Source organism: Nocardia jejuensis NBRC 103114, from assembly GCF_001613145.1.
Lineage (GTDB): Bacteria > Actinomycetota > Actinomycetes > Mycobacteriales > Mycobacteriaceae > Nocardia > Nocardia jejuensis.
The window spans coordinates 1-25382 of sequence record NZ_BDBU01000001.1 but is presented as its reverse complement, the minus strand read 5'-3'; the positions used below and the strand labels follow the sequence as shown (position 1 = coordinate 25382).

Below are 25382 nucleotides of genomic sequence, written 5' to 3'. Positions count from 1 at the left end.
GCCCCGCGAGGGGTTACAGCCAGTCGATGACCCAGCGCGAGGGCCTGGACCAGTACAGCGGACCCGATGGCACGGGGTGGCCGAGCCGCTGCTCCGCGGCCTGCACGCCCGCGAACACGTGCGGGGGCGGGGCGTCGTCGAACACCTCGGTCAGATGCCGCCGCCAGTTGTTCACCATGGCGGCCGCGACCTGCGGTTCGTGCTGGAACGCGTAGTCGAGGCAACTGCCCATGATCTTGTCCACGGCCGCGACCGCGGATTCCCGGTCGCCGGTGGACATTCCGTGCATGTAGGCCTCGAACAGGCGGTATCCGATCAGATCGTGCAGCGAGAGCTGTCCCTGCTCGATCGCGAGTATGCCGAGGCCGGGCAGTCCGCCCTCGCCGGTCCACACCGCGTGCGCGTCCCGGGTCCGGCCCGCGAAGAGCAGCGCGTGCAGCAGTCCCAGTACCGATTTGCCGAGGACGAACAGGTCCGGACGGCCCGTGCGCCCCGTCTGCTCGATCAGTGCCTCGTAGGCGGCCACCGCCTGCGCGGCCTGTCCCGCGGCCAGCAGTTCATCGGCCCGCTCACCGGACGCGCACTGTTCGCTCGGCGGATGCGCCGGCGCCGCAACGGCTTTCGGGTCGGCTCCGGCGGCGAACCGCACGCCGGGTGTATCGATCCGTTCGGCCCGCTCCCGCAGTGCCGGTGAGCTCTCGATGAAGGCCAGGGCCACGCGGGCATCGTCATCATCGCTGGCGCGCAACCACTCTCGGCCCGCGAGCAGGGTGTCCAGCAGTTCCGGGTCGGGACGATCCGACACCGCCTCGCACAGTTGGCGATATCCGAAGGCCCGGAATCGGTCGAAGGCGGGTGAGGCCGCGGACTCCTCGATCAGTATCCGGGTGAAGGGGCGCGCGAGATCGAATCTGCCGATCCGCCCGAGCAGGGTTCCGGCGGTCATGGCCGCCATCAGCGTCTCGCCCTGCTGTCCTTGTGCCCGGCGCAGTTCCAGGCATCGATTCGCCATCCGCACCGCCGAATCCGCGCGGTTCGATTCGGTGGCCGCCTCGATGGCCATGGAGAACATGTGGCCGGCGTTCTCGGCCGGAACATCGGCTTCGAAGCGCGCGGGACCGTTCTCGGCCAGCCGCAGCGCCTGTGCGAAATCCCCGGACAGGAACGCGGCCCGGAAGCGGTAGAACACGATCCAGCCGTAGTCGCGCGGCTCCGGTTGGGTGAGCAGCGCGTCGTCGTACGCGCTCAACAGTGCCAGCGCCTCCCCCGCACGCCCGTTCTGCAGCAATCGAGTCGAGTCCTGCATCACCGCGACGAACTCATCGCTACTCATCGTGTCCCCTCCCAAGGCTCGAATGGCCGATCCTAGGGCAGAACTCGACGACCCCGCCAAGCGCGAGCGGAGAACCACGTCGGTACCGCCACATACGATGTCGGCGTGACTGCACTGCCCCTGATCTTCACGGCGGGCTGGGCGAGCGGGGTCAATGCGTACGCGGTTGTTCTGCTTCTCGGCCTGTTCGGTGTGACCGGTATTTCCGATGACGTCCCCCCGGCCCTGCAACGCACCGATGTGCTGATCGCCGCGGCGGTGCTGTTCCTGATCGAGGCGGTGGCGGACAAGATTCCGTATCTCGACTCGTTCTGGGACGCGATGCACACCGTGGTGCGGCCCGCCTCGGGCGCGGTGGTGGCGGCGCTGCTGGCCGATCAGGACGGCTCGCTCCCCCAACTGGCGGCGGGCGCGGTGGGCGGAACCACCGCGCTGGCAAGCCATCTGGTGAAGGCGGGCACGCGCATGGCGATCAACACCTCACCCGAGCCCGCGAGCAATATCGTCATGAGTCTGGCGGAGGACGGCGCGGTGGCGGGCATCGTCACGCTCGCGATCTTCCATCCGGTGCTCGCATCCGTGTGTGCCGCAACACTTCTGATCTCGGGACTGCTACTGGTCTACTTCCTCGCGAGCCGTATCCGCCGATACATCCTGCGGCGACGGCTGCGCCGGCAGCGCAAGCTCGAACGAGTCTCCTGATCGACCTGCCGCGCTCGGATCTGCTCCGGGTGCACCCGGTGGCGACGTCCCTCGGGGTGAACAACGGCACCCCGACCCACGGCAGACCGAATGCTGAAGATTTGCTATCCTGGGAGAGCAGCCGACACATCGGCCCGCCGGACGATCGAAACCGTACCCGGACAGCGACAAGACGGTACCGAAAGAGGTATCTCGTCATGGCTTGGTTGGTATTGGTTCTCTCCGGAATCATGGAAGCGGTCTGGGCGACGGCACTGGGCCGTTCGGAAGGTTTCACCAAACTCCCCGCCACGGTGGTCTTCGGGCTCGCGTTGTTCGCGTCGATGGCCGGTCTCGCCTACGCCATGCGCACCCTGCCCACGGGCACGGCCTACGCGGTGTGGGTGGGGATCGGCGCGGCGCTGACCGTTCTCTACGCGATGGTCACCGGAACCGAGGCGGCCTCTCCGCTGCGTCTCGGGCTGATCGTCGTATTGATCGGCGCGGTCGTCGGATTGAAACTCGCACACTAGATCTGCGCGTCGCCCGCGCCCCAGCTCGCCGAGCTGGGGCGCGGCGCGTGCTAGCGTTCGGCAATGTCCGATACCACCGAGTCGTCCACTCCCGCCGACGACCAGGCCGAGGCCTCGACCGACGAGCCACAGTTCGCCAACCGCGCCGAACGCCGGGCCGCCAAGGGCAAAGGCAAGGCCAAGCAGCACAGTTTCGGCAACCCGAAGGTGAGCAACCGGACCAGCAACGAGCAGGCCCAGCGCATCTGGTCCAACCGCAAGGCCGGCGGCTAGACCCGGATCCGGACCCATGGGGGCCTCGGCATCAGCGAGCCAGAGGCCAGGGCTGCCGCGAAGGGCATGAATTCGCCCACCCCTATCGCTCGGCTCTCTCGGTGCACTCGGAACGGCGCGAACGATCCGTGTCCCTACAATCGGACGCATCATCGAGGGAGGGGACCCTTTGTCGCGTCTGTCCGAGCCTGTGCCGTCCGAGGTAGCGCAGGCGGCCCAAGAGCACCGCTTGGGGCTGCTGAACGACATGTTCATCGTCGCCCGTAAGCAAGGCCTGATCAAGACCAGCGATGTGGGGAATCGCGTATATGCCTACGAGCACGGGCTGGTGCGAAAGATGGTCGGGCAGCCGCTGTTCGCGATGCGCTGGGAACAGTTCGACACGGTCGAGCAGACGTGGGTGAATCACAGCACCAACCGGGCATACAACGGCACGACCTTCCGGATAGTTCTGCGCAATCAGCACGGGGGTTTCGTCTCGTTCGAGGATCGCTACCGCGATCCCGCACACAGTTTCGCCGACGCTCAGCACAACGACACCCGCTACGCGATGTATCTGCGGGAAAGCATCCAACCCATCTGGCATCGGCAGATCGAATCGTCGCTGCGCGCGATTGCGCGTGGAGATGTGTTGACGTTCGGGCCCATTCGCCTCGACGCCCGTGCGATCCACACGCCGAAAGGCACGTTGCGGTGGCCCGAGGTCGGGGAGCTCGAAGTGAGCGACGGATACATCGTGGTCAACAAGGGACGGCGACTGTGGCCGTACGCGATGGTGCCGGTCGCGAAGGTACCGGAATCCACGCTGTTCCTCACTGTCGCAAGGGCTCTCAAACAAGGCCGAGTCGCCGCACCGGTGCGGAATCCCGAAAGTGCCTCGGCGGGTGGCACATCGGACCGCGCGCCCGTTCCGGCTCCCGTCAGCACTGCGCCGCCGACTCCTCCTCCCGCACCGGCCGCTCCCCCGGTATCCGCGCCGCTCGTGCCTGTCACTGCTCAGACCTCGGCGGCGCCCACGCCGGTCGCGTCCCGAACCTCCGCGCGGCCCGCGCCCGTCGCTCCCCAGATACCCGCGCCGCCCGTGCCTGTCACTCCCGCGCCTGTCACTCCCGCGCAGCCCGTACTCGCTGACGGCGAGTTTCCCGCCCCGCCGGTGGTGTGGTCTCGATGGGCAACGCTCGCAGCGACATTGGTCGCCGTTCGCTCGGAGGTCGGCCCGCGCATCGCGTCCGGCACCACCGCGACCTTCGAAGGTGCGACCGGAAGCGGATCCACGCTGCGGCGACTACCGCGCGAGCGCGTCGTATTCTCCGGTGGCACAGTCGATCACGGGCCGACCGAAGCATTGACCGGTGTCCCGGATTGGATTACGAATTCCGTCCTGAACACCCGAACCCACGACGGTCGCCTGAACTTCTGCTATTGGTGGGACGGCGGCCACTGGTATCGCAGTCGGTCTCTGGACGCCCCGCTGCTGGCGAACGCGATCCCCGGCGTCTGGACCGACGCCACCGTCTCCGAGGTCGTCACCGGTCTCGTCGACCATCGACCCGGTGACCTTGTCCGACAAGCGGTCTCGCGGCTGCTGTCGGCCGCCGCCGAACAATCGGTCACGCGAGCCCACCTCGAGGATGTATTCGGTGGCGGAACTCTCGATGTGGACGGCGCGTACGCCCAGTTCGCCCTCGCGGAGCTCACCGCACCCTGACATGCATCCGTACCGGGGCAGACAGCGGAACGTCACCATTCCCGGCGGTTCGGCCGCCTCGAGCGCGCGGATCGGTTCGAGTTCGATGTGGTCGGCGGGGAGTTCGTCGAAGAGCCGTCGGCCACGGTCGAGCCGTACCGGTCCAAAGCTGGATCTCGGTCGCCGGAATCGGGTCGGCAGCGGAGCTTCCGCGACTACCAGCCCGCGTCGATCAATTGCCGCGCCAGGTCGTCTGCCTGGCGAATACCCGCTTGGAACGCTCTCGGCCAGTGCGTGAGCACGTCCGGATCCGTGGCGAACGTCTTGAAGACGTCGATCGTGGCGGGGTCGGGGCCGAATCGCACGACGGTATCGGTCGCGACGGTGGCGAGTTCGGCATCGACCTGCTCGGCCGGAAATCTGTTCGCCATCGGTTCGATGACCAGAACGAAGTCCGAGTCCGGGACGAGGTCGGCGTTGGTCGGCGACCAGAAGCCGCCGTCGATGTAATGGCGGTCCGCGACGACGACCGGTGGGAACGCGCCCGGGAAGGAACGGCTCGCGGTCACGGCGGTCGCCAAGGGCACACCGGCGTCGCGGTCCCAGACCTGGCGCTGACCGCTGACCGCGTCCACCGCGACGATCCGCAGCCCGGTGCCCGGCCAGTCGTTGCCGACCAACCACACCATCGGTGCGATGTGCGCGGGACACGCGGGCTCCTCGGTCACCGTGAAGCGACCCACCTTGCGGGCCGCCACGTCACGATCCGCCGTCCGATCGAACAGTGCCCCGAACGCCACGCCGATCAGTTCGCGCCTCACGACCACCGGCGGCGGTTCCGGGCTACCCGGGGGTGCGGGACTGTCGGCGAACGAGTCCAGATCCCGACCGACCAGTAGCGACGCACCGACAACCGCTCCGGCCGATGTTCCCACCATCGAGTCGGCCGCGCCCAAATCGATTCCACGACGGCGCAATTGCGCGGCCAACCCCACCATCCACGCCCCGCCGATGACACCGCCCCCACCCAGGACCACCGACCGCCGCACCGCACCCCCAGAGCTTCGACCAACACTCGGACTCCCCATGTCGCGATCATAAGGGCTCAGCGACCGCACCGCGTGGCATCGCTCGAACCATGCCCGGGCACCCCGAAATGCACAGGTAGGCAACAGAAGTCGGTGACGATAGAAGTGAACATATTTCGTGCCGGGTTGTCAGCGGTTCGGCAAGTCCGCACAGATCCAGACCCCGAGGGGGCAGCAGTACCGGACCAGGCGAATTCATGACCTCGACGCGATGGCGCCGATCGAGGGCTGTTGCTCGCCGAGGAAACACCGGGGTGCGCCTACTGTCGAGACATGACGACCTTGACTCTCGCCTCCGGTTCGACGCTGGCCGACACGGGTGACACGACCGGGAGCGTGGTTGTCGTGGTGATCGCCCTCGCGTTCGCGCTGGCGGGAGCCGTGCTGTTCTTAGCGGGCGTGGTGAGCGTGCTTCGCTCCGGAAACTACGCATCCGGCGGAAAGGCCGTATGGGTTCTGGCCATGTTGGCGTTTCCGCTCGTGGGGCCGCTGGCCTGGTTCGTCTGGGGACGAAAGTCCACGATGTCGAATCCGCCGAGCGCGGGCTAGGCCTCGCCGGTGGTGGACTACTCCACTCGGGATCCGCGTGCGCGTTGACACCGTGCCGAGTCCTGCCACAGGATGTGGACCGTGCGCTCGTCCGGCGCGACACCCCTTTAGGCACTTTGCACAAACCGATCTGCTCAGGTCTTCGTTATTGCCAATGGTCTCGAACCGTCTTTGTGCGGTCTGCTGTATGGAACACGGGGCCCATGGTGGTCTCGACATCAGCGAGCCAGAGGTAGGTCGTGAGTTCATCATCGGTAGCGGGGGCGGCCCCCCGTACGCTGTGCGAGGCGTTCCAGGCCAATGTGGCGCGGTATCCCCACGAGGTCGCGCTGCGCACGCTCGGCGGGTCCGTCGCGATCACCTGGCGCGAGTACGGCGACCGGGTCCGGTCGATCGCCGCGGGGTTGTCCGCGCTGGGCGTGGGGCCCGGCGACACGGTGGCGCTGATGATGACCAACCGGCCCGAGTTCCACCTCTGCGACACCGCCGTCCTGCACACCGGCGCGACGCCGTTCTCGGTGTACAACACCAATCCGGTGGACCTGCTGGCCTATCAGTTCGGCAATGCCGGTAACAAGGTGATGATCTGTGAGAGTCAGTTCGCTCCGCAGGTATTGGCCGCGGTGGAGAAGGCCGCGGCCCAGGGCGTCACGGTCGATCACGTGATCTGCGTCGACGACGGACCCGAGGGGACGCGCACGCTGGCGTCCGTCGAGGCCGCGCCGAATCCGGATTTCGATTTCGACACCGCCTGGCGCGCAGTGGATCCCGAGAACCTGCTGACCATCGTGTACACCTCCGGCACCACCGGACCGCCCAAGGGCGTGGAGCTCACGCACACCAATTTCATCGAGAATGCCCGGGTCATCGAGGAATTCGGCAGCAGCGGCCCCGAGGACAAGGTGGTCTCGTACCTGCCGGACGCGCACGCGGCCAATCGCTGGTTCGCGCACTACCTGTCCATGATCACGGGCGCGCAGATCACCACCGTCTCGGATCTGAAGATCGTGGCGCAGGCCCTGGCCGAGGTGCATCCGACGGTGTTCCTCGGCGTTCCGCGCGTATGGGTGAAAGTCAAAGCGGCACTGGACGAGCGCTTCGCCGCCGAGCCGAGCGCCGCGCGCCGTGCCCTGGTCGATTGGGCGATCCGGGTGGGCCGCAAGCGCGCCCGCGCCGAATCCGACGGCCGGGCGCTGAGCGTGGCGGATTCGATCCAGCACCGGCTGGCCGATCGCCTTGTCCTGCGGACGATCCGGGAACGTCTCGGCCTGGACAAGGTCCGGGTCGCCGTGTCCGGAGCAGCGCCCATCCCGCGCGACACCCACGAGTTCTTCCTGGGCCTGGGGCTGCCGCTGTGCGAGGGCTACGGCATGACCGAGTGCACCGCGGGCGCGACCGTCGGCCGCCCGGGCCGGGTGAAGATCGGCACCGTCGGCACTGTGCTGCCCGGCGCGGAGATCCGTATCGCCGAGGACGGTGAGGTGCTGGTGCGCGGCAAGATGGTCATGCGCGGCTACCGCAATGCCCCCGACAAGACCGCCGAGACCGTGGATCCCGACGGCTGGTTGCACACCGGCGATGTCGGCGAGATCGACGCCGAGGGCTTCTTGAAGATCGTGGATCGCAAGAAGGAACTCATCATCAACGCGGCGGGAAAGAACATGTCGCCCACCAATATCGAGAACACCATCACCGAGTGCACCCCGCTCGCGGGCATCGTGGTGGCGATCGGTGAGGCCAAGTCCTACAACACCGCCCTGATCTGCCTGGATCCCGATCTGGTCGCCGCCTTCGCCGAGCGCCACCAGCTCTCGGACCGGAGCATCGCCGCGCTGGCCAAGGATCCGGCGGTGCTGGCGAACGTTCAGGAGGGCATCGACGCGGCCAATGCCAAGCTCTCCCGCGTCGAGCAGATCAAGAAGTTCATCGTGCTGCCGGATGTGTGGACGCCGGGCAGCGAGTGCCTCACCGCGACCGGAAAACTGAGGCGCAAACCGATAGCTACCGCCTACGCGGCTACTATCGACTCGCTGTACGCGTAGTAGGAGAGCACCCATGCAACCGCGAACCCGGGATCGTGCGCTGGAGGAGCTGTATCGGCGCGCGGTGGTGGCGCGGGAGGAATTCCCGGCCACGCTGCCGCCCTATCGGAACCTTCCGCAACCACTGGTGATCGGCGGATTCGAACGCGGATCCAAGATCAACGTGGACCTGTTCTTCGATTTCCTGCGCAGTGGAACGATTCCCACCGAGGACGACACCCGCGAGGTGGTCGAGATCGCGGTGGGCCGGGTTCGCGACGGGGAGTCGCTCGAAGGGGTGCTCGAGCGCTACCGGAGCGGGGCCGAATACATCTGGTGTCATATCCGGGACGCAGCCGGTGAGGCCGAACGGGCGCTGCTCACCGACGCGGCGCTGCCCCTGCTGCAGTATGTGACCCTGCTGACCACACGGATCGCGACGGCCTGCGTGCAGCGCATTCACGATCCACGCTGGGAACTGCTCGAGCGCCGCCGGGCCATCGCGGACGCGCTGCTCACCGGCGGAGATCCGATCGAATGGGCCGACGAACCGGCCATCGCGGTGCCGCACGCCTTCCTCATCGCGGTGTTCCGGCTCGGCACCGGCGCCACCCGCCCGGGCACGGACACCAGCGAACTGCGCCATCGGATCGAGGCGATTCCGGGAGTCTTCCTGCGGCTGGACAGCGGCGGCTGGACCGCGCTGCTACCGCTGCACGCGGGCGACGACGGAACCGCGACCATCGCCGCGCTCGCCGCACGCCTGCCCGGGCAACCTGCACAACCGGCAGCCCAGCGCACGCCCGCACCCGCGCCGTTCTGGGTCGGCGTCTCGATCGCGGCCACGCGCGGGGAGGTTCCGGACGTGTTCGCCGAGGCCCGGATGCTGGCCGAACTGGGCCGCTGCCTCGATCGCCCGCACCTGGTCTGCCGCCGCTCGGACCTGATGTTCGAGTACACGGTCGCGGCCGGTGGTTCCGCACGCACCGGACTGGCCGCGGTCCTGGCTCCCCTGGACGCGCAGCCGCTGCTGGGGGAAACCTTGGAAGTGTTCGTGGACACCGGTTTCAATCAACTGGCGACCGCGCGCCTGCTGAACATCCACCGCAATACGGTCACCTATCGACTGGCGCGGGTACACGAGTTGACCGGACTCGATCCGCATCGCCCCACCGATGCCATGACGCTCTCGGCCGCCCGGATCGCCCGGCGTCTCGAAAACGCTTCCTTCGCACCCTGATCCGCATCGCACCCGCGATCCGAACACCCACCCGTGAACGCGAGCGGCCACAGCGCATGCCACCGACCGCGGTTTGGTCACGTGCACAATCGAGCACCCGCATTGTCTAGGCGATTGCCGGTAGCGGCGTCCCGCGACGGTGCGGTGTGCTGATCATCGACGATGAGGTCGCGCGGCGGTCATCCGTGTGCGGCCTTCCCACCATCCGCAGAGGTAGATCGTTGAGAATCATGTCCAGGCCGAGCCGTTGCCGTCTCGCGCCGCTCGCCACCGCGGGCCTGACCGTCGTGGCACTGGCCCTGTCGAGCGTCTCCCCCGCCGGCGCCGTGCCGTCCGCCGGGCCGGTGCCGAGCGCTCCGGCGAACTTCGGCCTGCCCGCCGACTATCAGCCGACGCCCGCGCAGTACGGCATCGGTTACGAACTGGGACATGTGGTTCCGCTCTCGGACGGCACGCAGTTGCAGGCCGAGGTCAGATACCCGACCGATCCGGCGACCGGTCAGCGGGCGGCCGGCGACTTCCCGGTGGTCGTCAATTTCACCACCTACGGCGCGGTCACCAGCGCGCTGACCGCGGCCATCACCGGCGTGATCGACGATCTGCACATCCAGCTGCCCGATCAGCTCAAAGATGTTCGGCGCGTGATCAATCAGGCCACCAGCGCGCAGGACATGCTGGTGCGGCACGGCTACATCGAGGTGATCGCGGACGTGCGCGGCACCGGAGGGTCCACGGGGGCGTGGAATCCCGCGTCCACACAGGACGGTGCGGACGGCGTCGAACTGGTGGACTGGGCCGCGAAACTGCCGGGCTCCAACGGCAAAGTCGGCATGTTCGGGTATTCGTTCCCGGCGCTGGACGCCATGCGCACCGCCGAGGCGGTCGGGCCGGATTCACCGCTGAAGGCGATCGTGCCGATCGCGATGCCGAACAACATCTTCAACGAGGTGCTCAATCACGACGGCCTGATGAGCCCACTGCTGCTCACCGCCATCTGCTTCCTGGTCCCGTATCTGAGCCTGATGGGACCGTTCCTGACCGCGGTGGTGTCGCCGCAGACCTTCGTGACCTCGCTGGTGGATCACCTCCAGGCCGTGATCGCCGACGACAGCCCGGTCAAACTGCTGCTCGAGGGCTACGCCGGTGGCCCGCTGGCGTACGACAGCGCCTGGTGGCAGGACCGGCGCTTCGAGACCGATATGAAGAACCTGGTCGACAAGGGCATCGCCATGTACCAGGTCGGCGGCCTGTGGGATCTGTATCAGGAGGGGCCGCTGCGCAATTACTCGCAGCTGCAGAACCTTTCGGCCGGGCGTGATCAGTTCGCGCCGATGGCGGCGGATCAGAAGGGCGACGGGCGCTACCAATTGCTCATGGGCCCTTGGTATCACGTGGGCATCGGGGTGGGGCCCGGCTCGCGCCTCGATACCGATCAGATCATTCTCGCGTGGTTCGACCGGTGGCTCAAGGACATTCGGAACGGTGTGGAGAACACCGACTCCACCCTGCACGTCATCGACGCGAACAATCACGCGGCCGATACGACGCGATACCCGTTCGATCGCGCGGGCATCACCGAACGCTGGTTCGACGGCGACCGGCTGGTCGCGCGGAAGCCGGCCGCGACCGAGGGCTCGGATCGGCTCGACTACACCGGCATCGACAACATCTGCAACCGTCAGACGCTCGCGCAGTACACCGGCGGTCTGCTGGACTTCGTGTTCCGGGTGTTCAACGCCTACAACCCGTGCACCGAATGGGTGCAGGAACCGACCGCCGGGCAGAAATACACGATGGATCCGGTGAGTGAGCCGACCGTGCTGGCCGGGCCCTCCAGCGTCAGCCTGTACGCCTCCTCGACCGGCACCGACGCGGCGTTCCAGGCGTGGCTGGACGATGTCGCGCCCGACGGCTCGGTCGTGAACATCACGGGCGGTTCGCAATTGGCGAGTCAGCGCACCCTCGACGAGGACAAGACCTGGCGGTCGGCGGACGGCACGGTCTACGGGCCCGAGCACATCGTCAGCAAGGAGACCGAGCAGCCGCTGACCCCCGGTGACGTCGTGAAGATGGAGATCAAGCTGCGCCCGACGTTCTACCGGCTCGAGCCCGGCCACGCGCTGCGGCTGCGGATCACCACCGGCACCTTCCCCTCCACGATCCCGATTCCCACGGATCTGCCGAAGCTGATCGGCACCTCCCAGCAGCTCCAGCGCAATGCGACCTGGCCGTCGAGCCTGGTGGTTCCGCTGGCGCCCGCCGGCGCGTACACCCACTGACCCGGGGGGCCGGGACGAGAGGGAGCATGGCCGGTCGCCGCCGCCAGCCTCCCTCTTTTCACGTCCGCGGAGTTCCGGGTTGACCCGACGCGATTTATTGTCTCAGACAACTCGTTGCCAGCGGCTCTCGCGCGGACCACGCTGGAGGCACCGAGTGGTCCGAACGTCTCCGGCGAGTATCGCCGGGCACTCGGAACGACGCATGGAGGTCAGCAGCAGTGTCGCCGCGAACCGATTCCCAGGACCCCGTCCTGCATGCGGTGCAACACAATCGAGCCGTCGTCCCGGTCACCCCCGAAGCCTGGGCCGCCTACTACGCCACCCGCCTCACCCCACCCAGCCTCCTGCGCTTCGCCGCCGCCAGAACGAGCCTGGCCCGCTGACCGCCCCGACCCGGCCGGGCGTGCGACTCGGCGCAGGGTCGAAGTTTGCCTCAGACAATCTGTGGTCCAGGGGCCCGCTCGCCCGGTAGTCGCCCCCGGTTGGTCCTTTACACTTCCCCATCGTCCGAATCCTGTGCATTCGCGGCTATCCATGGAGATCGACTACATGACAAACTGAGACACTCGATTCTCGGAGGTCCCTATGCCCGAACCGCGCCAGGGTGGATTCCGACGACTGCGCCGCCGGGCCACGCCCGCCATGGATGGCCAGCCGCCCACCAGCACGACGCTGCGAAATGCCAAGATCGCGGCGCTGCCCGTCGCCTACGCGGCCCGGCGTGCCGGTGGAGTCCGCAGGCGGGCGATGGGGCAGCCGGCGCGGCAGGTGGAGCTCGATATCCAGGCGCGCACCGCGCAGCACATGTTCGAGGTGCTCGGTGAGCTCAAAGGCTGCGCCACCAAGATCGGCCAGATGCTCGCGCTGTACGAGCTCGCGCTGCCGCCGGAGCTCGGCGCGCCGTACCAGGCCGCGCTGAGCCAACTCCAGGATTCGACGCCCGCCATGCTTCCGGCCGCCGTCGACAAGGCGATGGCCGCGAGCCTGGGACCGGACTGGCGCGAACTGTTCCTCGATTTCGATCCGCGTGCCACCGCCGCCGCCTCGGTCGGTCAGGTGCACCGGGCGCGATGGGCCGACGGGCGATCGGTCGCGGTCAAGCTCATGTATCCGGGCGCTCGCGAATCGGTCCGATCCGATCTCGCCCAGATCCGCCGCCTCGCCCCGCTGGCGACGGTGTTCATGCCCGACGCCGACGCGCGCGCGGTCGCCGAGGCGTTCGCGAATCTCATCGACGACGAGCTCGACTACGAAAAAGAGGCCGAGACCCAGCGCGCCTTCGCCGTCGCGTACGCCGACGACCCGGATTTCGTGGTCCCGGCCGTGGTGCACCAGCAGGGCGATGTCCTGGTGAGCGAGTGGCTCGACGGGATTCCGCTGCAGCGCGTCATCGATTCCGGCGATCCGGCCGAGCGCAGCCGGGTCGGTCTGCTGCTGATTCGATTCCTGATGTCGAGCTTCGACCGCACCGGCCTGCTCTACACCGATCCGCACCCCGGAAACATCCGGATCATGCGCGACGGACGGCTCGGCATCGTCGACTACGGCGCGTGCTCACCGGTCCCGGCGGGCTTCACCACCGTGGCCGGCGATCTCGGCGACGCGGGACTCAACGGCGACCGCGACCAACTCGAAGCGGCTCTGCGCAAACACGAATTCGTCCACTCGGACCGGGATTTCGACATCGAGGCCTTCGATGCCCTGATCGAGCCGATCCGCACGCTGTTCACCCAGCACACCTTCCACCTGACCACCCCGTGGCTGCGCAAGCAGGTGCTGCGAGTGACCGCGCCGCGGCTGACGAATGTCAGCCGTCAGCTCACCACCCGGCCCGAGTACACCCCGATCGGGCGGACCATTCTGGCCGCGGCCGGGGTGCTGTGCCAGCTCGGCACCCAGGGCGCGGTGCGCGACGAATTGCTGGTGCACCAGCCCGAACTCGCGGCGGCCGTGCAGCGGTTCCACCTCGGCGAGGGGCTCGCGGGCGCGGTGCGCGCCGAGGCCGAGCCGTTCGCGACCGCCACTCCTGGATTCGCGACGGTCACTCCCCTGCGACGTCGCTAGAGGTGCATCCAGTTCGGCCAGACCTGCGCCCACGGCTTCCGGAGTCCGGTGCACTTCCAGATCACGACGTCCTGGGTATTGCCCGGGAAGCCGAGCCGGGTGTCGATCTTGCCGACCGGATCCACGTGCTCGAACTGGGTGCGCAGCACCGCCTCGTATCCGCCGACGGCCAGCACCACCGACGCGTCGTCGGGCGGAGTGCCGAAGTATCCGAAACCGCGACTCGGGCTGTAGAGCGGCGGTAGCCGGTCGCGGCCGAGCTGGTCCAGAGCGCTTGCCTGCCAATAGGTATCGGTGATGATCACCGCGTGCTCGCGCTCCTGCGGGGTGAGCGCGTCGTAGGCGCGCGTCACCTCGTCGGCGAGCTCGTGCCAGCCCATCGACCCGTACACACCGATATTGATGGCGGCCTCGGCGTCGTCCGCGGGCGGGTGGATGTCCTCGGCCGAGCGCCACGGCGTGGAGAACAGGACGAACACCGCCGCGGCCAGGGCCAGCGCCACCGTGCACCCGATCAGCGCCCGCCGCCATCCCGGCATCAGCCGTTCGGCCGTGCTCACCACTCCCACCGCACCGGCCGCGATCATGACCGCGTACATCCCCGCGGCGTAGTAGATCCGCCCGCCGGTGATCAGGAACGCCGCGTACAGCAGGATCAGCGTCAGCCCGAGAAAACGGTAGGGCCGCAACACATCCCACACCAGCAGCGACCACAGCCCCCACATCAGCAGCAGTGCGCCCAGGAATCCGGCGAGGCTGATGGACATCGGCACGAATTGCAGCCGTCCGCCCAGGATGTCCTGCTCCGCGCCGATGACCCGGCCCATCTCCAGCTGCGGCCAGTCGTGGTGGGCCTGCCAGATCAGTTCCGGCACGGTCGCGACCACCACGATCGCCCCACCCAGCCACAGCAGCGGACGCCGCACCAGCTCACGGGGCCCGAACGCGAGCGTGCTGATCACGACCGCGATCCAGAAGAACGGGATCAGCCATTTCACCTGCATGTCGAGGGCGGTGACCAGCGCCGCGGCCAGCAGCAGCCGATCCTCCCGCACCCGCACCCAGCGCACCACCAGCCAGGTGATGATCACCCACAGCGCGGTGTCGACGGCGTTGGTGGTGAGCATGGTGCCCTGCAGCAGCAGGAACGGCGACGTCGCGTAGCCCACCGCCGCCAGCGCCTGGGCCCAGCGCCCGCCGCCGAATTCGTGAGCGAGCATGGCGCACAACACGATCGCGAGCACCGTCAGGATCACCGAGGGCAGCCGCAGGACGAAGAACGACCCGGGGGCGAGGGTGTCCATCAGCCGCGACAGCAGCGGCAGCACCGGCCCCTGATCGGCGTAACCCCACGACGGGCGCCGACCGGCCGCCAGGAAATACAGCTCGTCACCGAAGTATCCGTAGCGCGTTGCCGAGAGCAGCAACACCACAGCAGCCGGAATCGCGACCGCCGCCACGGCCCGCCACGACATGGCCGGACGTTCCTCGACCTTGGCATGACGCCCCGTCGGACGGGGCATACCCGATAGATCCCTCACATCGGTCAACGCGCGCTCCTGCACGGGGGCGGGTAATGCTCCGGACACTGGCGAATCTACAGCGTCCCGCAAGCCACGCCGTCAACCGAAACACCACCGCGCAAGCCGGCACCACCGCCGACGGGAGGCCCCGCCGCGGATGTGGGATTCACCCGGCACCCGATGTGAGTGTGCCGAGCCGAGTGCCCTCGGGGCTCAGACGGCCTCGCGGGCCTGCACGTAGTACTCCACCGACAATCCGTTCAGCACCTGCCGAACCCCGATCGGAGCCCAGGCGGCCGTGGAGTCCCGTGTCACCACCGGTTCGGTGAGGGTGATGGTGCGGCCGCGGTGCTCGAAGGCGAAGGTGCCCGCGGCGCGAATGTTCTTCAGCCAGTCCACGTCCGGGCCGTAGGTCAGGGCGATGCGGTAGCCGCCGTCGCGTTCGAACACCATGACCGGGGAGCGGTAGACCCGCCCGGACTTGCGCCCGGCGTGCACCACGATGCCGAATCCCGGTGCGACCCGGGCCATTACGCCGAGAGCCGGATTGGTGATCCGGCGGTTGATCCTGGCCAGCGTCTGCGGCAGCGGCATGGTTCGTCCTCTTCGACGGCGTTGCTGTGTGAAAGCGATTGCGTCCCTGTGAGGCTACGCCGACCCCGCAACCCGTGTGGGCCATCGCCTAGGGTGCAGACAAGGTCCGCCGGGTCGCGTGGCGGCGCGAGAAGGAGCGCAGCGCATGTCGGAGTTGATCGCGGTGTACGACCGGTCCGGTCGGCAGATCGGCGCGGAGGAACGCGCGGTGGTGTACGCGCGGGGCATCTGGCACGCGGCGGCGGGAGTGCTGGTGCGCTCGCGTGACGCCTCTCGCCTCTACGTGCACAGGCGCACCGATACCAAGGCGGTGTTCGCCGGTATGCACGATTGCCTGGCGGGCGGCGTGCTCGCCCCCGGCGAGGATCCGGCCGAGGCGGCCACCCGCGAACTGGCCGAGGAGCTCGGCATCGAGATCGCGCCCGGGCAGGACGGTCCGCTTCCGCTGGCGGGTGCGTCCTGGGACGGAGAGTGGGAGGGGCGCCCGATGCGCTGCCATCTGTTCGCCTACGAATTGCGCTATGACGGCCCGATCCGGCATCAGCCCGAGGAGATCGCCGACGGTTGGTGGTGGACCGACGACGAACTGCGCGCCCACCTGGCGGATCCGGAGTGGCCTTTCGTGCCCGACACCCGCGAACTGGTTCCGGACATGCTGCGCTGAGCCGTGCGGTGGTTTTCCCGAGCGAGACCGCCCTGCCCGAGACCGTCTTGCCCGAGACACAGAACAGCCCCTCGATCCCGCGCGATCGAGGGGCTGCCGGTCTTCGAAACTCTTACTGACCGCCGGCGGTGCCGGTGAACAAGCCCTGAATGGTCTTGATCAGGATTTCAGAGATCAAATCTGCTGCGGATCCGGACATGTACTTCTCCTCATCGTTCAACGACATGTCGTTCATGTGAAGCATGCACGACTCACATTCGCGCGGGGGCGCTTTTCGGAGAAAAAGTTTCCACCGGGCCGACACAGAATCCCGGATAGAACGTGTTCCAACTGTGGTTATGCCCACTGACCGGGACTGTGTTCCATGTCACGCACTATCCCGAGGAGGCTACCGAACCGGCCCACGCGGCGAAAGCCCCCGGATTACGAGTCTGCAGCAGCACCCGGCCTGGTCCGGTGAAGTCGAACACGAAACCCTCGCCCGACTTGAGCGATTGCAGCGAACGACCCGAAACCGCCCGGCGGATCGTGAAATTCATAGCCAGGTCGTATGCGACCACGTGTCCGGTATCGATGGTCACCGGCTCGCCCGGAGCCAGGTCGATCACGTCGATCGCGCCGAAGACGCCCAGCACCACATCGCCGTCCCCGTGCGCGCGCAGGCCGAATCCGCCCTCGCCGCCGAACAGATTCGACAGGCCACCCCATTTCGCCTCGACCGTCACCGCGTGCGAATTGGCGATCCAGCCGCCGCGACTGATGAAGTACGGCCGATCCGGCGAGATCGGCAGGGACAGCATGTCGCCGGGGAGGGCGGGGGCCACATCCACCCAACCGCCCTGCGCGGGAGCGGTGAACGTGGACACGAAGAACGATTCGCCCGCCAGCATCGAACGCTTCAGTCCGGCGATGATGCCGCCTTCGGCTTTGGCCGCCAGGGTGACTCCCGCCGAATGGGCGACCATGGCACCGCTCTCCACGCGCATCGGCTCACCGCCGGCGAGAAAGCAGCGGGCAATGGTCGACGAGGGGTTGTGCCGCAGCTCTACCTTCATAAACGCGACCCTAACAGCGCCGACGCGGCGCCGGGCCGAAGGTGTGCAAGCGTTTACCCGGCGCTCGGCTGCGCGACTACTTTCCGCCCTCGGAAAGCGTGACCGGCACTGGCGCATAGCCGGTTCCGGTGACATCGACGCCCTGGGATTTCAGCAGATCCAGCGCCTTGGCGGCGTATTCGGTGGTGTACGCCTCCGCGTCCGGATCCTTGGTGAGCACGGTCGCGCCGTCGGCGTTCTTGGTGGTCTTGGCGATGGCGACGGTGCGATCCCACGCCGCTCCGTCCATCAGCCCGATTCCGTTGGGCGAGGGCCAGATCAGCTTGTTCACCTCGGTGATCTGCCATTGCTGGTGACTCGCTCCGAGAGTGGAGCCCGCGGCGACGGTGATATCGCGGCACTTGTCGACATTGTCGCGGCAGAACGCCCAGCCTTTGAGCGAGGCGGCGATGAACTTCACCGTCCGGTCGGCGTAGCCGGAATCCTTCAGTTTCGAGGTATTGGCCCAGATCGCGTCCTGGAGCATCGCCACGTTCTGGTCGTTCCAGTCGATGGTGGTGAAATCGTCTGCGGTGTAGAGCTTTCCCGTCGCCGGATTCCGGGTCTCGAGCAGCTGCGCGTACTCGTTGTAGGACATGGCCTGTGCGGCGTCGATATCGTGGGCCAGGAACGCGTTCATATCGAACTGCTGCTGAACGAGTTTCACATCCCTGGCCGGATCGATGCCGACCTTGCCCATGCCCGCGAAGAGTTCGAATTCATTGCCGTATCCCCAGTTCCCGACCTTCTTGCCGCGCAGATCTGCGGGACCGTTGATCCCGGCGGACTTGAACGCCACCTGCTTGGTACCCGACCGCGCGAAGATCTGCGCCACGTCGGTGATACCGGCCCCGGCCTCCCGCGACGCGAGCGCCTTGGGCACCCAGGCGATGGCGTAGTCGGCCTGACCCTGAGCCAAGACCGTCTGCGGCACGATATCGGTTCCGCCGTCCAGGATTTCGACGTCCAGGCCCTGCTCCTTGTAGAAGCCCTGATCGACGGCCGCGAGGTATCCGGCGAACTGGCCCTGCTTGAACCACTGCAGCTGCAACTTCACCTTGGTCAGGCCGTCGGCGGTGGTGGTGCTGTCGGAGGTGCTGCACCCGGTCAGCGCGGCCAGGCCCAGTGCTGCCACCGCGAGACAGGCGCGGAATCGGTATTTGTGTGCGGTACTTCTCATTTCGATCTCCAGAGGGTGATGCGGGGTCGTCGGGTCAGCTGTTCGAGGAACAGCACGGCGGCCAGGAAGAGCAGGCCGAGGATCATGGCGGCGGTGACGAAGGCCCACGCGCGCGGATAGGCGGTATTGGCTGCCGCGGAGGTGATCCGGCTGCCCAGACCGTGTTGCAGGCCGCCGAAGTACTCGGCGATGATGGCCGCGATCACCGCGCCGGGAGCCGCGATGCGCAGGCCGGTGAACAGGTACGGCAGCGCGGCGGGCAGGCGGACGGTGCGGGTGACCTGCCAGCCGGTGGCGGCGTAGGCGGTCATGAGGTCGGCCTGCACCTGCGGTACCTGACGCAAACCCTTCGCGGTGCTGACGAATACGGGGAAGAACACCACGATGGTGGCGACCAGCCGGCGCGGGGTGTCGGTGGTGGTGGAGTACATGGAATTCAGCAGCGGGGCGAGCGCGACGATGGGCACCGCCGCCGCACCGGCCGCCAGCGCGCCCAACAGCCCGTCCGCCACCCGGAAGCGCACGGCGAGCACGGCGGCGGCGATGCCGAGGATCGCGCCGCAGAGCAGACCGACGAGGGCGTTGACGCCGGTCGCCGTGGCCGCCTTGACGATCGCGTCCAGGTTCGTCGCGAACGCGTCCGCGATCGCCGACGGTGACGGCAGCAGGAACGCGGGAACACCCGCCGCGACCGTCAGCACCTGCCACAGGCCCAGCAGCACGACGCCGAAAACCATGGGCGGCAACCAGGTTGTGAGCACCCGCGTCATCGCATATCCCGTCCGCCGGTGCGCTGGGCGGACGCACCGGTCGATTCCGCGCCACTGCCGTAATGCCCGTCGTGCAGGGCCGCGCGCACTGCCGCGACCGCGGCGAAGAACGCGTCACTGGAACGCACGTCACCGTCGAGGTCGCGGCCCCAGTCGCCGGTGGCCAGGATGGCGGTGATCCGGCCGGGTCACGGGGACATGACCACCACGCGGTCGGACAGGAACACCGCCTCGGGAATCGAGTGGGTCACGAAAACCACTGCGGCGCCGGTCTCCTCGGCGATGCGCAACAGCTCGCCCTGCATGCGCTCGCGGGTCATCTCGTCCAGGGCGCCGAACGGCTCGTCCATGAGCAGCAGCGGTGGTTTGCGGGCGAGCGCGCGGGCGATGGCGACGCGCTGCTGCATGCCCCCGGACAGTTCCGCCGGATAGCGGAGCGCGAAATCGGTGAGCCCGGTCATCCCGAGCAGTTCCGCACTGCGCGCCCGCCGTTCGCGCTTGCCCACGCCGTGCAGTTGCAGCGGTAGTTCCACGTTCTCCTGCACCGTGCGCCAGTCCAGCAGTCCGGCCTGCTGGAACGCGATCCCGTAGTCCTGGTCCAGCCGCGCCCGGCGTGCGGTCTTGCCCTGCACCACAACGGTTCCCGAGGTGGGCTCCGCCAGATCCGCGATCACGCGCAGCAAGGTGGACTTGCCGCACCCGGACGGACCGATGAGCGATACGAACTCCCCGGCCCCGACGGTGAGCGTGATGTCCTCGAGCGCGGTCACCGCCCCGGACGCATAGATCTTGCCGACCTGTCGCAGTTCGACAGCCGGAACCGAATCAGCGTGCGTCCCAGCATCACCGGACGCCGCTGCCGTAGCCCCATCGTGTGATTTCGCCTCGTCACCGAGCCGGGCCGCGGGCGGGTCGCCGGCGTCGACCCGCGCTGTATCGGAGGAGCTCATCCTTGCCGTGCCGGCGTCGCCGAGAGGGGTCGGGTCGCCGGAGCCGACCTCGCCCGTGTCGCCGGGACGGGCCGCGTCATGCGCCTTCGCGGGGTCGTCGGTGGTGGGTCTCTCGACGCTCAACGGGTATCTCCTTCAGGACTGACGGTTGTAGCGGCGCAGGGCGAACTCGACCAGGCCGACCAGGGTGGTCAGCACCACGCCGAGCAGGGCCGCCGCGAGCACCGCCGCGTAGAGACGCGCGGCATTGCCGGTGGACTGCTGGGAGAACACGATGATCTGGCGGCCGATGCCACCGGCTGTGCCCGTGGAGATCTCGGCGACCACCGACCCGATCACCGCCGCGGCCGCACCCAGGCGCAGCGCGGGCAGCAGATGGGGCACCGAGGCGGGCAGCCTCAGATGCACCAGCGTCGCCCACCACCCGGCGGCACAGCTGTGCAGCAGTTCCACCGACGCCTCGGCCGGTGACTGCAGCCCGCGCAGCATGCCGATCGCGACCGGGAAGAACACCAGGTACGCCGCGATCACCACGATGCTCATCCACGGCCGCCACGGCTGCCCGGCGATATGGATCTTCCCGCCCCAGCCCGCGACCAGCGGGGCGAGCGCGATGAGCGGAATCGTCTGCGACACGATCACATACGGCAGCAGGCCCCGCTCCACCCAGGCGAACCGCTGCATGAGCACGGCGAGCCCGATGCCGACCACGGTCCCGAGAACCAGTGCGAGCAAGGCCGATCCGAGCGTGAATCCGGCGGTGCGCACCAGGGTCGCGCCGACGGTCGTCTTGCCGTCCTTGTCCCCGAGCACGGCGATCACCGCCCAGACGTGCGGGAGCGCACCGTCGGTGGTGCGCGGCAGGATTCGCTGCTCGCCGATGCTCACCCCGTTCGCGGGCACCAGCCACTTCACCAGCTCCCACGCCAGCAGCACCAGCCCGAAGGCCGCCATCGGATAGAGCATCGACCGCCCGCGCAGGCCGAAGTCGAAGGCCCGGGCGAGCATCGAATCCGGTTCGCGCAACGGAGAATTCGCGCCCGGCTCCTGGATCGGAGCCGGGCGCGCCAGATCTGCTGTCATCGTGCTCTCGTCCCCGATCTCACCGCTTGCCACTCGCCGGTTCGACGCGAGGTCCGCTCGGCCGCCGGGACGTTCGTCCCGACAGGCTGGGCCGGAACGGTTCTCGCGTGCACGATCCGCTCGCGCGCGAGGACGGCGCCCCGGTTCGCCACATGTGCTCTCACGACGCACTCTCCGTGGCCGTGACCGGTCGGCCCAGGTGCGGGAGCACCGATTCGCCGTAGGCCTCGAGGGTGGAGGTCTTGGCGTCGTGTTGCAGGTAGACCGCGAACTGGTCGACGCCGAGCGCTTCGAGTTCGTGCAGCCGGGCCAGGTGCTCCTGCGGCGTGCCGAGCAGGCAGAAGCGGTCCACGATGGCGTCGGGCACGAAATCCGCGTGCGTGTTCCCGGCGCGTCCGTGCTGGTTGTAGTCGTAGCCCTGACGGCCCGCGATGTACTCGGTCAAGGCCGGCGGAACATCGCTGTCGGCACCGTATTTGGCGACGATGTCCGCGACGTGGTTGCCGACCATGCCGCCGAACCACCGGCACTGTTCGCGGGCGTGCGTCAACCCGGCGTCCGTGCCGTCGGTGATGTAGGCCGGGGCCGCGACACAGATGGTCACGTCCTTCGGATCGCGCCCGGCCCGTTCGGCAGCGGCCCGGACCCGGGCGATGGTCCACGCGGCGATATCGGGATCGGCCAGTTGCAGGATGAAACCGTCGGCCACCTCACCGGTGAGATCCAGTGCGCGTGGACCGTATCCGGCCACCCACACCGGCAGCCGGGACGCCGACGCCCAGGGAAACCGCACCGTCGTGTCCCCGACCCTCGCACTGCGCCCGTTGCCCAGTTCCCGGATGACGCCGACGGATTCGCGCAGCGTCGCCAGATTCGCGGGCCGCCCGCCCAGGGTGCGCACGGCCGAATCACCCCGGCCGATACCGCAGATGGTGCGGTTGCCGAACATGTCGTTGAGGGTGGCGAAGGTCGACGCGGTCACCGTCCAGTCGCGAGTGGAGGGGTTGGTGACCATCGGCCCGACCACGACTCTGCGGGTCGTGGAAAGGATCTGGCTGTAGATGACGTACGGCTCCTGCCACAGCAGGTGCGAGTCGAACGTCCACACATGCGAAAACCCGTGTGTCTCGGCCAGTCTCGCCAGTTCGACCACGCGTGATGCGGGAGGCGTGCATTGCAGCACCACGCCGATATCCATGCGGCACTCTCCGTTTCGCTAGAGGGGTCGGGCGGGATCAGATCAGGTTCTGCGACAGGGCGCGGCGAATGAATCGGCCGTGCCCGGCGTTGCCGAGGTACTGCCCGTCGTTCACGATCACCCGGCCGCGCGAGAGCACGGTGTCCACGTGCCCGCCGATCTCGAACCCCTCGTACGCCGAGTAGTCCATGTTCATGTGATGCGTCTTGCCCAACCCGATGCTGGTGTGCCCGCGGGGGTCGTAGATCACCACGTCCGCGTCCGCACCGGGGCTGATCACGCCCTTGCGCGGGTACATGCCGAACATCCGGGCGGGGGCGGTGCAGCAGACCTCGACCCATTTCTCGAGCGAGATGCGGCCGTCCACGACACCCTGGAACATCAGGTCCATGCGGTGCTCGACCCCGCCGATGCCGTTGGGGATCTTGCTGAAATCCCCGACGCCCATGTCCTTCTGGCCCTTCATACAGAAGGGGCAGTGGTCCGTCGCGACGCTGGTGACGTCGCCGGTGCGGATGTACCGCCACAGCTCGTCCTGATGGCCTTCCTCCCGGGATCGCAGCGGGGTCGAGCACACCCACTTGGCGCCCTCGAAACCCGGTGCGCCCAACTGTTCTTCGAGCGAGAGGTACAGGTACTGCGGGCAGGTCTCGCCGAAGACGTTCTGTCCCCGTCCGCGCGCGGTGGCGATCTGCTCCAGGGCCTGCTTGGCCGAGACGTGCACCACGTACAGCGGCGCTCCCGTCACCTGCGCCAGCATGATGGCGCGGTGGGTGGCCTCCTCCTCCAATTGCCATGGGCGAGAAGTGCCGTGGAAGTAGGGCGCGGTGTCCCCGCGAGCGATCGACTGCTCCACCAGCACGTCGATGGCGATGCCGTTCTCCGCGTGCATCATCAGCAGCGCACCGAGATCACCGGCTCGCTGCATGGCGCGCAGGATCTGCCCGTCGTCGGAGTAGAAGACGCCGGGATACGCCATGAACAACTTGAAACTGGTGACGCCCTCCGACACCGATTCCGCCATCCCCTTCAGGGATTCGTCGTTGACGTCGCCGACGATCTGGTGGAATCCGTAGTCGATCGCGCACTTGCCCTGTGCCTTGGCATGCCACAGCGCCTGGGTGTCCTGCACCCGCTCCCCCGGCTTCTGGATGGCGAAGTCGACGATGGTCGTCGTGCCGCCCCAGGCCGCGGCGCGGGTGCCGGTCTCGAAGGTGTCCGAGGCCTCGGTGCCGCCGAAGGGCATCTGCATGTGGGTGTGCGGATCCACACCGCCGGGAATCACGTATCGCCCGGTGGCGTCGATGACGACGTCCGCCGTCGCGGCCAGGTCCGAGCCCAGCGCGGTGGTGCCCGGCCGCAACACCGCGGCGATGGTCTCCCCGTCGATGAGCACGTCCAGAAGTTGAGAACCGGTGGCGGACACCACGGTTCCGCCATGGATGAAGGTACGAGTCATGACCGCGTCCTCACGGGTTCACCAGCGGGCCGTACGCGTCCGGACGGCGGTCTCGATAGAACGCCCAGCGGTCGCGCACCACCTTGATCAGGTCCATGTCCAGATCGCGCACGACGAGTTCCGGACCGGTGTCCGAGGCGACCTCGCCGACGAACTTGCCCTCCGGATCGACGAAGTAGCTGGTGCCGTAGAAATCGTCGTCGCCGTACTCCTCGATGCCGACCCGGTTGATCGCACCGACGTAGTACTCGTTGGCCACCGCGGAGGCGGGCTGTTCGAGCTTCCACAGATAGTTGGACAATCCGCGCGAGGTCGCCGAGGGGTTGAACACGATCTCCGCGCCGGCCAGGCCCAGCGCCCGCCAGCCCTCGGGGAAGTGCCGGTCGTAGCAGATGTACACGCCGATCCGCCCGACCGCGGTGTCGAACACCGGCCAGCCCAGATTGCCCGGCCGGAAGTAGAACTTCTCCCAGAAGCCGTTGATGTGCGGGATGTGGTGTTTGCGGTACTTGCCGAGGTAGGTGCCGTCTGCATCGATGACCGCGGCGGTGTTGTAGAGCATGCCGGGCATTTCCTGCTCGTAGACCGGCAGCACCATCACCAGGCCGAGTTCCCGAGCCAGCGCCGCGAACCGGTCGACGGTGGGGCCGGGCACCGATTCGGCGTAGTCGTAGAACGCGGCGTCCTGCACCTGGCAGAAGTACGGCCCGTAGAACAACTCCTGGAAGCAGATCACCTTGGCGCCCGCCGCGGCGGCCTGCCGGGCGTAGTCCTCGTGCGCTGTGATCATGGACTCTTTGTCGCCGGTCCAGTTCGTCTGGACCAGCGCAGCTCGAACGATTGCCATGCTTTGTAATACTGCACCCGATACGCATCACCTTGTGTTACAAATCGGCGGAAACAGTTTCGCAATCGTAAATCCTGGGGGCGATGCTGGTTGCGCTCCAGCGGCCATCGCAGAATCGAACGGTGACAACCGAACTCGGCCCTCCCGACCCGACCTCGCCCGACGCGGCAGGGGCCGGGCTCCGCGCCGGTCGCGATACCGCCGGTGGCGTCGCGGTCCGGGACCCGGGTGCGGCCGCGCTGGCGGCCGAGGTCCACGATCGCACCGCCGCG

General features: G+C 67.8%; 23 protein-coding genes, 1 pseudogene and 1 riboswitch. Of the genes and pseudogenes, 11 read left to right on the top strand and 13 right to left on the bottom strand.

From position 1 onward, the window contains the following. Positions 1 to 13: 13 nt before the first annotated feature. Positions 14 to 1333, bottom strand: coding sequence for a hypothetical protein (locus NJ1_RS00110; RefSeq protein WP_067685714.1), 1320 nt, complete (start codon positions 1331 to 1333; stop codon positions 14 to 16). 105 nt (positions 1334 to 1438) lie between these two features. Between NJ1_RS00110 and NJ1_RS00105 the strand changes: the two genes are divergently transcribed. The 4 genes from NJ1_RS00105 (at position 1439) to NJ1_RS00090 (ending at position 4528) form a co-directional block, all read left to right on the top strand. Then, entirely contained in the window at positions 1439 to 2035 is a 597-nt protein-coding gene (locus NJ1_RS00105) for a DUF4126 domain-containing protein (protein WP_067685712.1), read from the top strand. 115 nt (positions 2036 to 2150) lie between these two features. Further along, positions 2151 to 2217, top strand: a riboswitch (guanidine-III (ykkC-III) riboswitch). 15 nt (positions 2218 to 2232) lie between these two features. After that, on the top strand, positions 2233 to 2547 hold the full coding sequence (locus NJ1_RS00100) for a DMT family transporter (RefSeq protein WP_067685710.1): 315 nt from the start codon (positions 2233 to 2235) through the stop codon (positions 2545 to 2547). A gap of 63 nt (positions 2548 to 2610) precedes the next feature. Beyond that, the gene (locus NJ1_RS00095; protein WP_067685708.1) at positions 2611 to 2820 is read left to right on the top strand and encodes a hypothetical protein; all 210 of its coding nucleotides are present in this window, start codon (positions 2611 to 2613) and stop codon (positions 2818 to 2820) included. Positions 2821 to 2989: 169 nt separating this feature from the next. Then, a complete protein-coding gene (locus tag NJ1_RS00090) occupies positions 2990 to 4528 on the top strand; it encodes a DUF6585 family protein (protein ID WP_157573656.1) in 1539 nt (512 codons plus the stop codon). Positions 4529 to 4722: 194 nt separating this feature from the next. Here NJ1_RS00090 and NJ1_RS00085 read toward each other — a convergent pair whose 3' ends face one another. Next, positions 4723 to 5595, bottom strand: coding sequence for a patatin-like phospholipase family protein (locus NJ1_RS00085; RefSeq protein WP_084477584.1), 873 nt, complete (start codon positions 5593 to 5595; stop codon positions 4723 to 4725). A gap of 273 nt (positions 5596 to 5868) precedes the next feature. On the opposite strand from NJ1_RS00085, the gene NJ1_RS00080 reads away from it, so the two are divergent. The 6 genes from NJ1_RS00080 to NJ1_RS00060 all read left to right on the top strand — a co-directional run bounded on the left by NJ1_RS00080 (position 5869) and on the right by NJ1_RS00060 (position 13748). After that, positions 5869 to 6144, top strand: a complete 276-nt coding sequence (locus NJ1_RS00080) for a PLD nuclease N-terminal domain-containing protein (RefSeq protein WP_084477583.1) — start codon at positions 5869 to 5871, stop codon at positions 6142 to 6144. 239 nt (positions 6145 to 6383) lie between these two features. Beyond that, on the top strand, positions 6384 to 8186 hold the full coding sequence (locus tag NJ1_RS00075; protein ID WP_067685703.1) for an AMP-dependent synthetase/ligase: 1803 nt from the start codon (positions 6384 to 6386) through the stop codon (positions 8184 to 8186). A gap of 13 nt (positions 8187 to 8199) precedes the next feature. Then, positions 8200 to 9405, top strand: coding sequence for a PucR family transcriptional regulator (locus tag NJ1_RS00070; protein ID WP_067685701.1), 1206 nt, complete (start codon positions 8200 to 8202; stop codon positions 9403 to 9405). Between the two features lie 230 nt (positions 9406 to 9635). Next, positions 9636 to 11684, top strand: coding sequence for a CocE/NonD family hydrolase (locus tag NJ1_RS00065; RefSeq protein ID WP_067685697.1), 2049 nt, complete (start codon positions 9636 to 9638; stop codon positions 11682 to 11684). 218 nt (positions 11685 to 11902) lie between these two features. Beyond that, positions 11903 to 12067, top strand: coding sequence for a hypothetical protein (locus tag NJ1_RS40085; RefSeq protein ID WP_218025094.1), 165 nt, complete (start codon positions 11903 to 11905; stop codon positions 12065 to 12067). 202 nt (positions 12068 to 12269) lie between these two features. Next, positions 12270 to 13748 (top strand): ABC1 kinase family protein, encoded by a 1479-nt coding sequence (locus NJ1_RS00060; RefSeq protein WP_067685695.1) that lies wholly within the window; start codon positions 12270 to 12272, stop codon positions 13746 to 13748. On the opposite strand, the gene NJ1_RS00055 is transcribed toward NJ1_RS00060, so the two are convergent. Together NJ1_RS00055 and NJ1_RS00050 are read right to left on the bottom strand one after the other, a co-directional pair. Further along, positions 13745 to 15271, bottom strand: coding sequence for a glycosyltransferase family 39 protein (locus NJ1_RS00055; RefSeq protein WP_084477582.1), 1527 nt, complete (start codon positions 15269 to 15271; stop codon positions 13745 to 13747). The genes NJ1_RS00060 and NJ1_RS00055 overlap by 4 nt on opposite strands. Positions 15272 to 15484: 213 nt before the next feature. Next, a complete protein-coding gene (locus NJ1_RS00050; RefSeq protein WP_067685690.1) occupies positions 15485 to 15865 on the bottom strand; it encodes a nitroreductase family deazaflavin-dependent oxidoreductase in 381 nt (126 codons plus the stop codon). Between the two features lie 145 nt (positions 15866 to 16010). On the opposite strand from NJ1_RS00050, the gene NJ1_RS00045 reads away from it, so the two are divergent. Continuing rightward, on the top strand, positions 16011 to 16529 hold the full coding sequence (locus tag NJ1_RS00045; RefSeq protein ID WP_067685688.1) for an NUDIX hydrolase: 519 nt from the start codon (positions 16011 to 16013) through the stop codon (positions 16527 to 16529). Between the two features lie 374 nt (positions 16530 to 16903). On the opposite strand, the gene NJ1_RS00040 is transcribed toward NJ1_RS00045, so the two are convergent. From NJ1_RS00040 to NJ1_RS00005, 9 genes and pseudogenes are all read right to left on the bottom strand, one after another. Beyond that, entirely contained in the window at positions 16904 to 17584 is a 681-nt protein-coding gene (locus tag NJ1_RS00040) for a TIGR00266 family protein (RefSeq protein ID WP_067685686.1), read from the bottom strand. Positions 17585 to 17660: 76 nt separating this feature from the next. Then, a complete protein-coding gene (locus NJ1_RS00035) occupies positions 17661 to 18803 on the bottom strand; it encodes an ABC transporter substrate-binding protein (RefSeq protein ID WP_067685684.1) in 1143 nt (380 codons plus the stop codon). Continuing rightward, the gene (locus NJ1_RS00030) at positions 18800 to 19573 is read right to left on the bottom strand and encodes an ABC transporter permease (protein WP_067685679.1); all 774 of its coding nucleotides are present in this window, start codon (positions 19571 to 19573) and stop codon (positions 18800 to 18802) included. The genes NJ1_RS00035 and NJ1_RS00030 overlap by 4 nt, the downstream gene beginning before the upstream one ends. Beyond that, positions 19570 to 19701: a hypothetical protein gene (locus NJ1_RS40790; RefSeq protein ID WP_281202076.1), complete on the bottom strand. Its 132-nt coding sequence runs from the start codon at positions 19699 to 19701 to the stop codon at positions 19570 to 19572. The genes NJ1_RS00030 and NJ1_RS40790 overlap by 4 nt, the downstream gene beginning before the upstream one ends. Positions 19702 to 19764: 63 nt before the next feature. Next, positions 19765 to 20379: pseudogene (locus NJ1_RS00025) on the bottom strand (ABC transporter ATP-binding protein); the annotation flags it as partial. A gap of 279 nt (positions 20380 to 20658) precedes the next feature. Beyond that, the gene (locus tag NJ1_RS00020; RefSeq protein WP_245717147.1) at positions 20659 to 21606 is read right to left on the bottom strand and encodes an ABC transporter permease; all 948 of its coding nucleotides are present in this window, start codon (positions 21604 to 21606) and stop codon (positions 20659 to 20661) included. Positions 21607 to 21766: 160 nt separating this feature from the next. Continuing rightward, positions 21767 to 22804, bottom strand: a complete 1038-nt coding sequence (locus tag NJ1_RS00015) for a TIGR03842 family LLM class F420-dependent oxidoreductase (protein ID WP_067685677.1) — start codon at positions 22802 to 22804, stop codon at positions 21767 to 21769. A 37-nt stretch (positions 22805 to 22841) separates the two neighbouring features. After that, the gene (gene hydA, locus NJ1_RS00010) at positions 22842 to 24263 is read right to left on the bottom strand and encodes a dihydropyrimidinase (protein ID WP_067685675.1); all 1422 of its coding nucleotides are present in this window, start codon (positions 24261 to 24263) and stop codon (positions 22842 to 22844) included. A gap of 10 nt (positions 24264 to 24273) precedes the next feature. Next, positions 24274 to 25110 (bottom strand): nitrilase-related carbon-nitrogen hydrolase, encoded by an 837-nt coding sequence (locus NJ1_RS00005; RefSeq protein ID WP_067685673.1) that lies wholly within the window; start codon positions 25108 to 25110, stop codon positions 24274 to 24276. Positions 25111 to 25382: the final 272 nt, after the last annotated feature.

Bases quoted from the DNA above. Each gene is read 5' to 3' on its own strand.
- hydA (WP_067685675.1), bottom strand. From the start codon at position 24,263: ATGACTCGTACCTTCATCCATGGCGGAACCGTGGTGTCCGCCACCGGT.
- NJ1_RS00005 (WP_067685673.1), bottom strand. From the start codon at position 25,110: ATGGCAATCGTTCGAGCTGCGCTGGTCCAGACGAACTGGACCGGCGAC.
- NJ1_RS00045 (WP_067685688.1), top strand. From the start codon at position 16,011: ATGTCGGAGTTGATCGCGGTGTACGACCGGTCCGGTCGGCAGATCGGC.
- NJ1_RS00100 (WP_067685710.1), top strand. From the start codon at position 2,233: ATGGCTTGGTTGGTATTGGTTCTCTCCGGAATCATGGAAGCGGTCTGG.
- NJ1_RS00085 (WP_084477584.1), bottom strand. From the start codon at position 5,595: ATGGGGAGTCCGAGTGTTGGTCGAAGCTCTGGGGGTGCGGTGCGGCGG.
- NJ1_RS00070 (WP_067685701.1), top strand. From the start codon at position 8,200: ATGCAACCGCGAACCCGGGATCGTGCGCTGGAGGAGCTGTATCGGCGC.
- NJ1_RS00035 (WP_067685684.1), bottom strand. From the start codon at position 18,803: ATGAGAAGTACCGCACACAAATACCGATTCCGCGCCTGTCTCGCGGTG.
- NJ1_RS00020 (WP_245717147.1), bottom strand. From the start codon at position 21,606: ATGACAGCAGATCTGGCGCGCCCGGCTCCGATCCAGGAGCCGGGCGCG.
- NJ1_RS00055 (WP_084477582.1), bottom strand. From the start codon at position 15,271: ATGCCCCGTCCGACGGGGCGTCATGCCAAGGTCGAGGAACGTCCGGCC.
- NJ1_RS00030 (WP_067685679.1), bottom strand. From the start codon at position 19,573: ATGACGCGGGTGCTCACAACCTGGTTGCCGCCCATGGTTTTCGGCGTC.
- NJ1_RS00015 (WP_067685677.1), bottom strand. From the start codon at position 22,804: ATGGATATCGGCGTGGTGCTGCAATGCACGCCTCCCGCATCACGCGTG.
- NJ1_RS00095 (WP_067685708.1), top strand. From the start codon at position 2,611: ATGTCCGATACCACCGAGTCGTCCACTCCCGCCGACGACCAGGCCGAG.
- NJ1_RS00080 (WP_084477583.1), top strand. From the start codon at position 5,869: ATGACGACCTTGACTCTCGCCTCCGGTTCGACGCTGGCCGACACGGGT.
- NJ1_RS00050 (WP_067685690.1), bottom strand. From the start codon at position 15,865: ATGCCGCTGCCGCAGACGCTGGCCAGGATCAACCGCCGGATCACCAAT.
- NJ1_RS00110 (WP_067685714.1), bottom strand. From the start codon at position 1,333: ATGAGTAGCGATGAGTTCGTCGCGGTGATGCAGGACTCGACTCGATTG.
- NJ1_RS00040 (WP_067685686.1), bottom strand. From the start codon at position 17,584: ATGAAGGTAGAGCTGCGGCACAACCCCTCGTCGACCATTGCCCGCTGC.
- NJ1_RS00065 (WP_067685697.1), top strand. From the start codon at position 9,636: ATGTCCAGGCCGAGCCGTTGCCGTCTCGCGCCGCTCGCCACCGCGGGC.
- NJ1_RS00060 (WP_067685695.1), top strand. From the start codon at position 12,270: ATGCCCGAACCGCGCCAGGGTGGATTCCGACGACTGCGCCGCCGGGCC.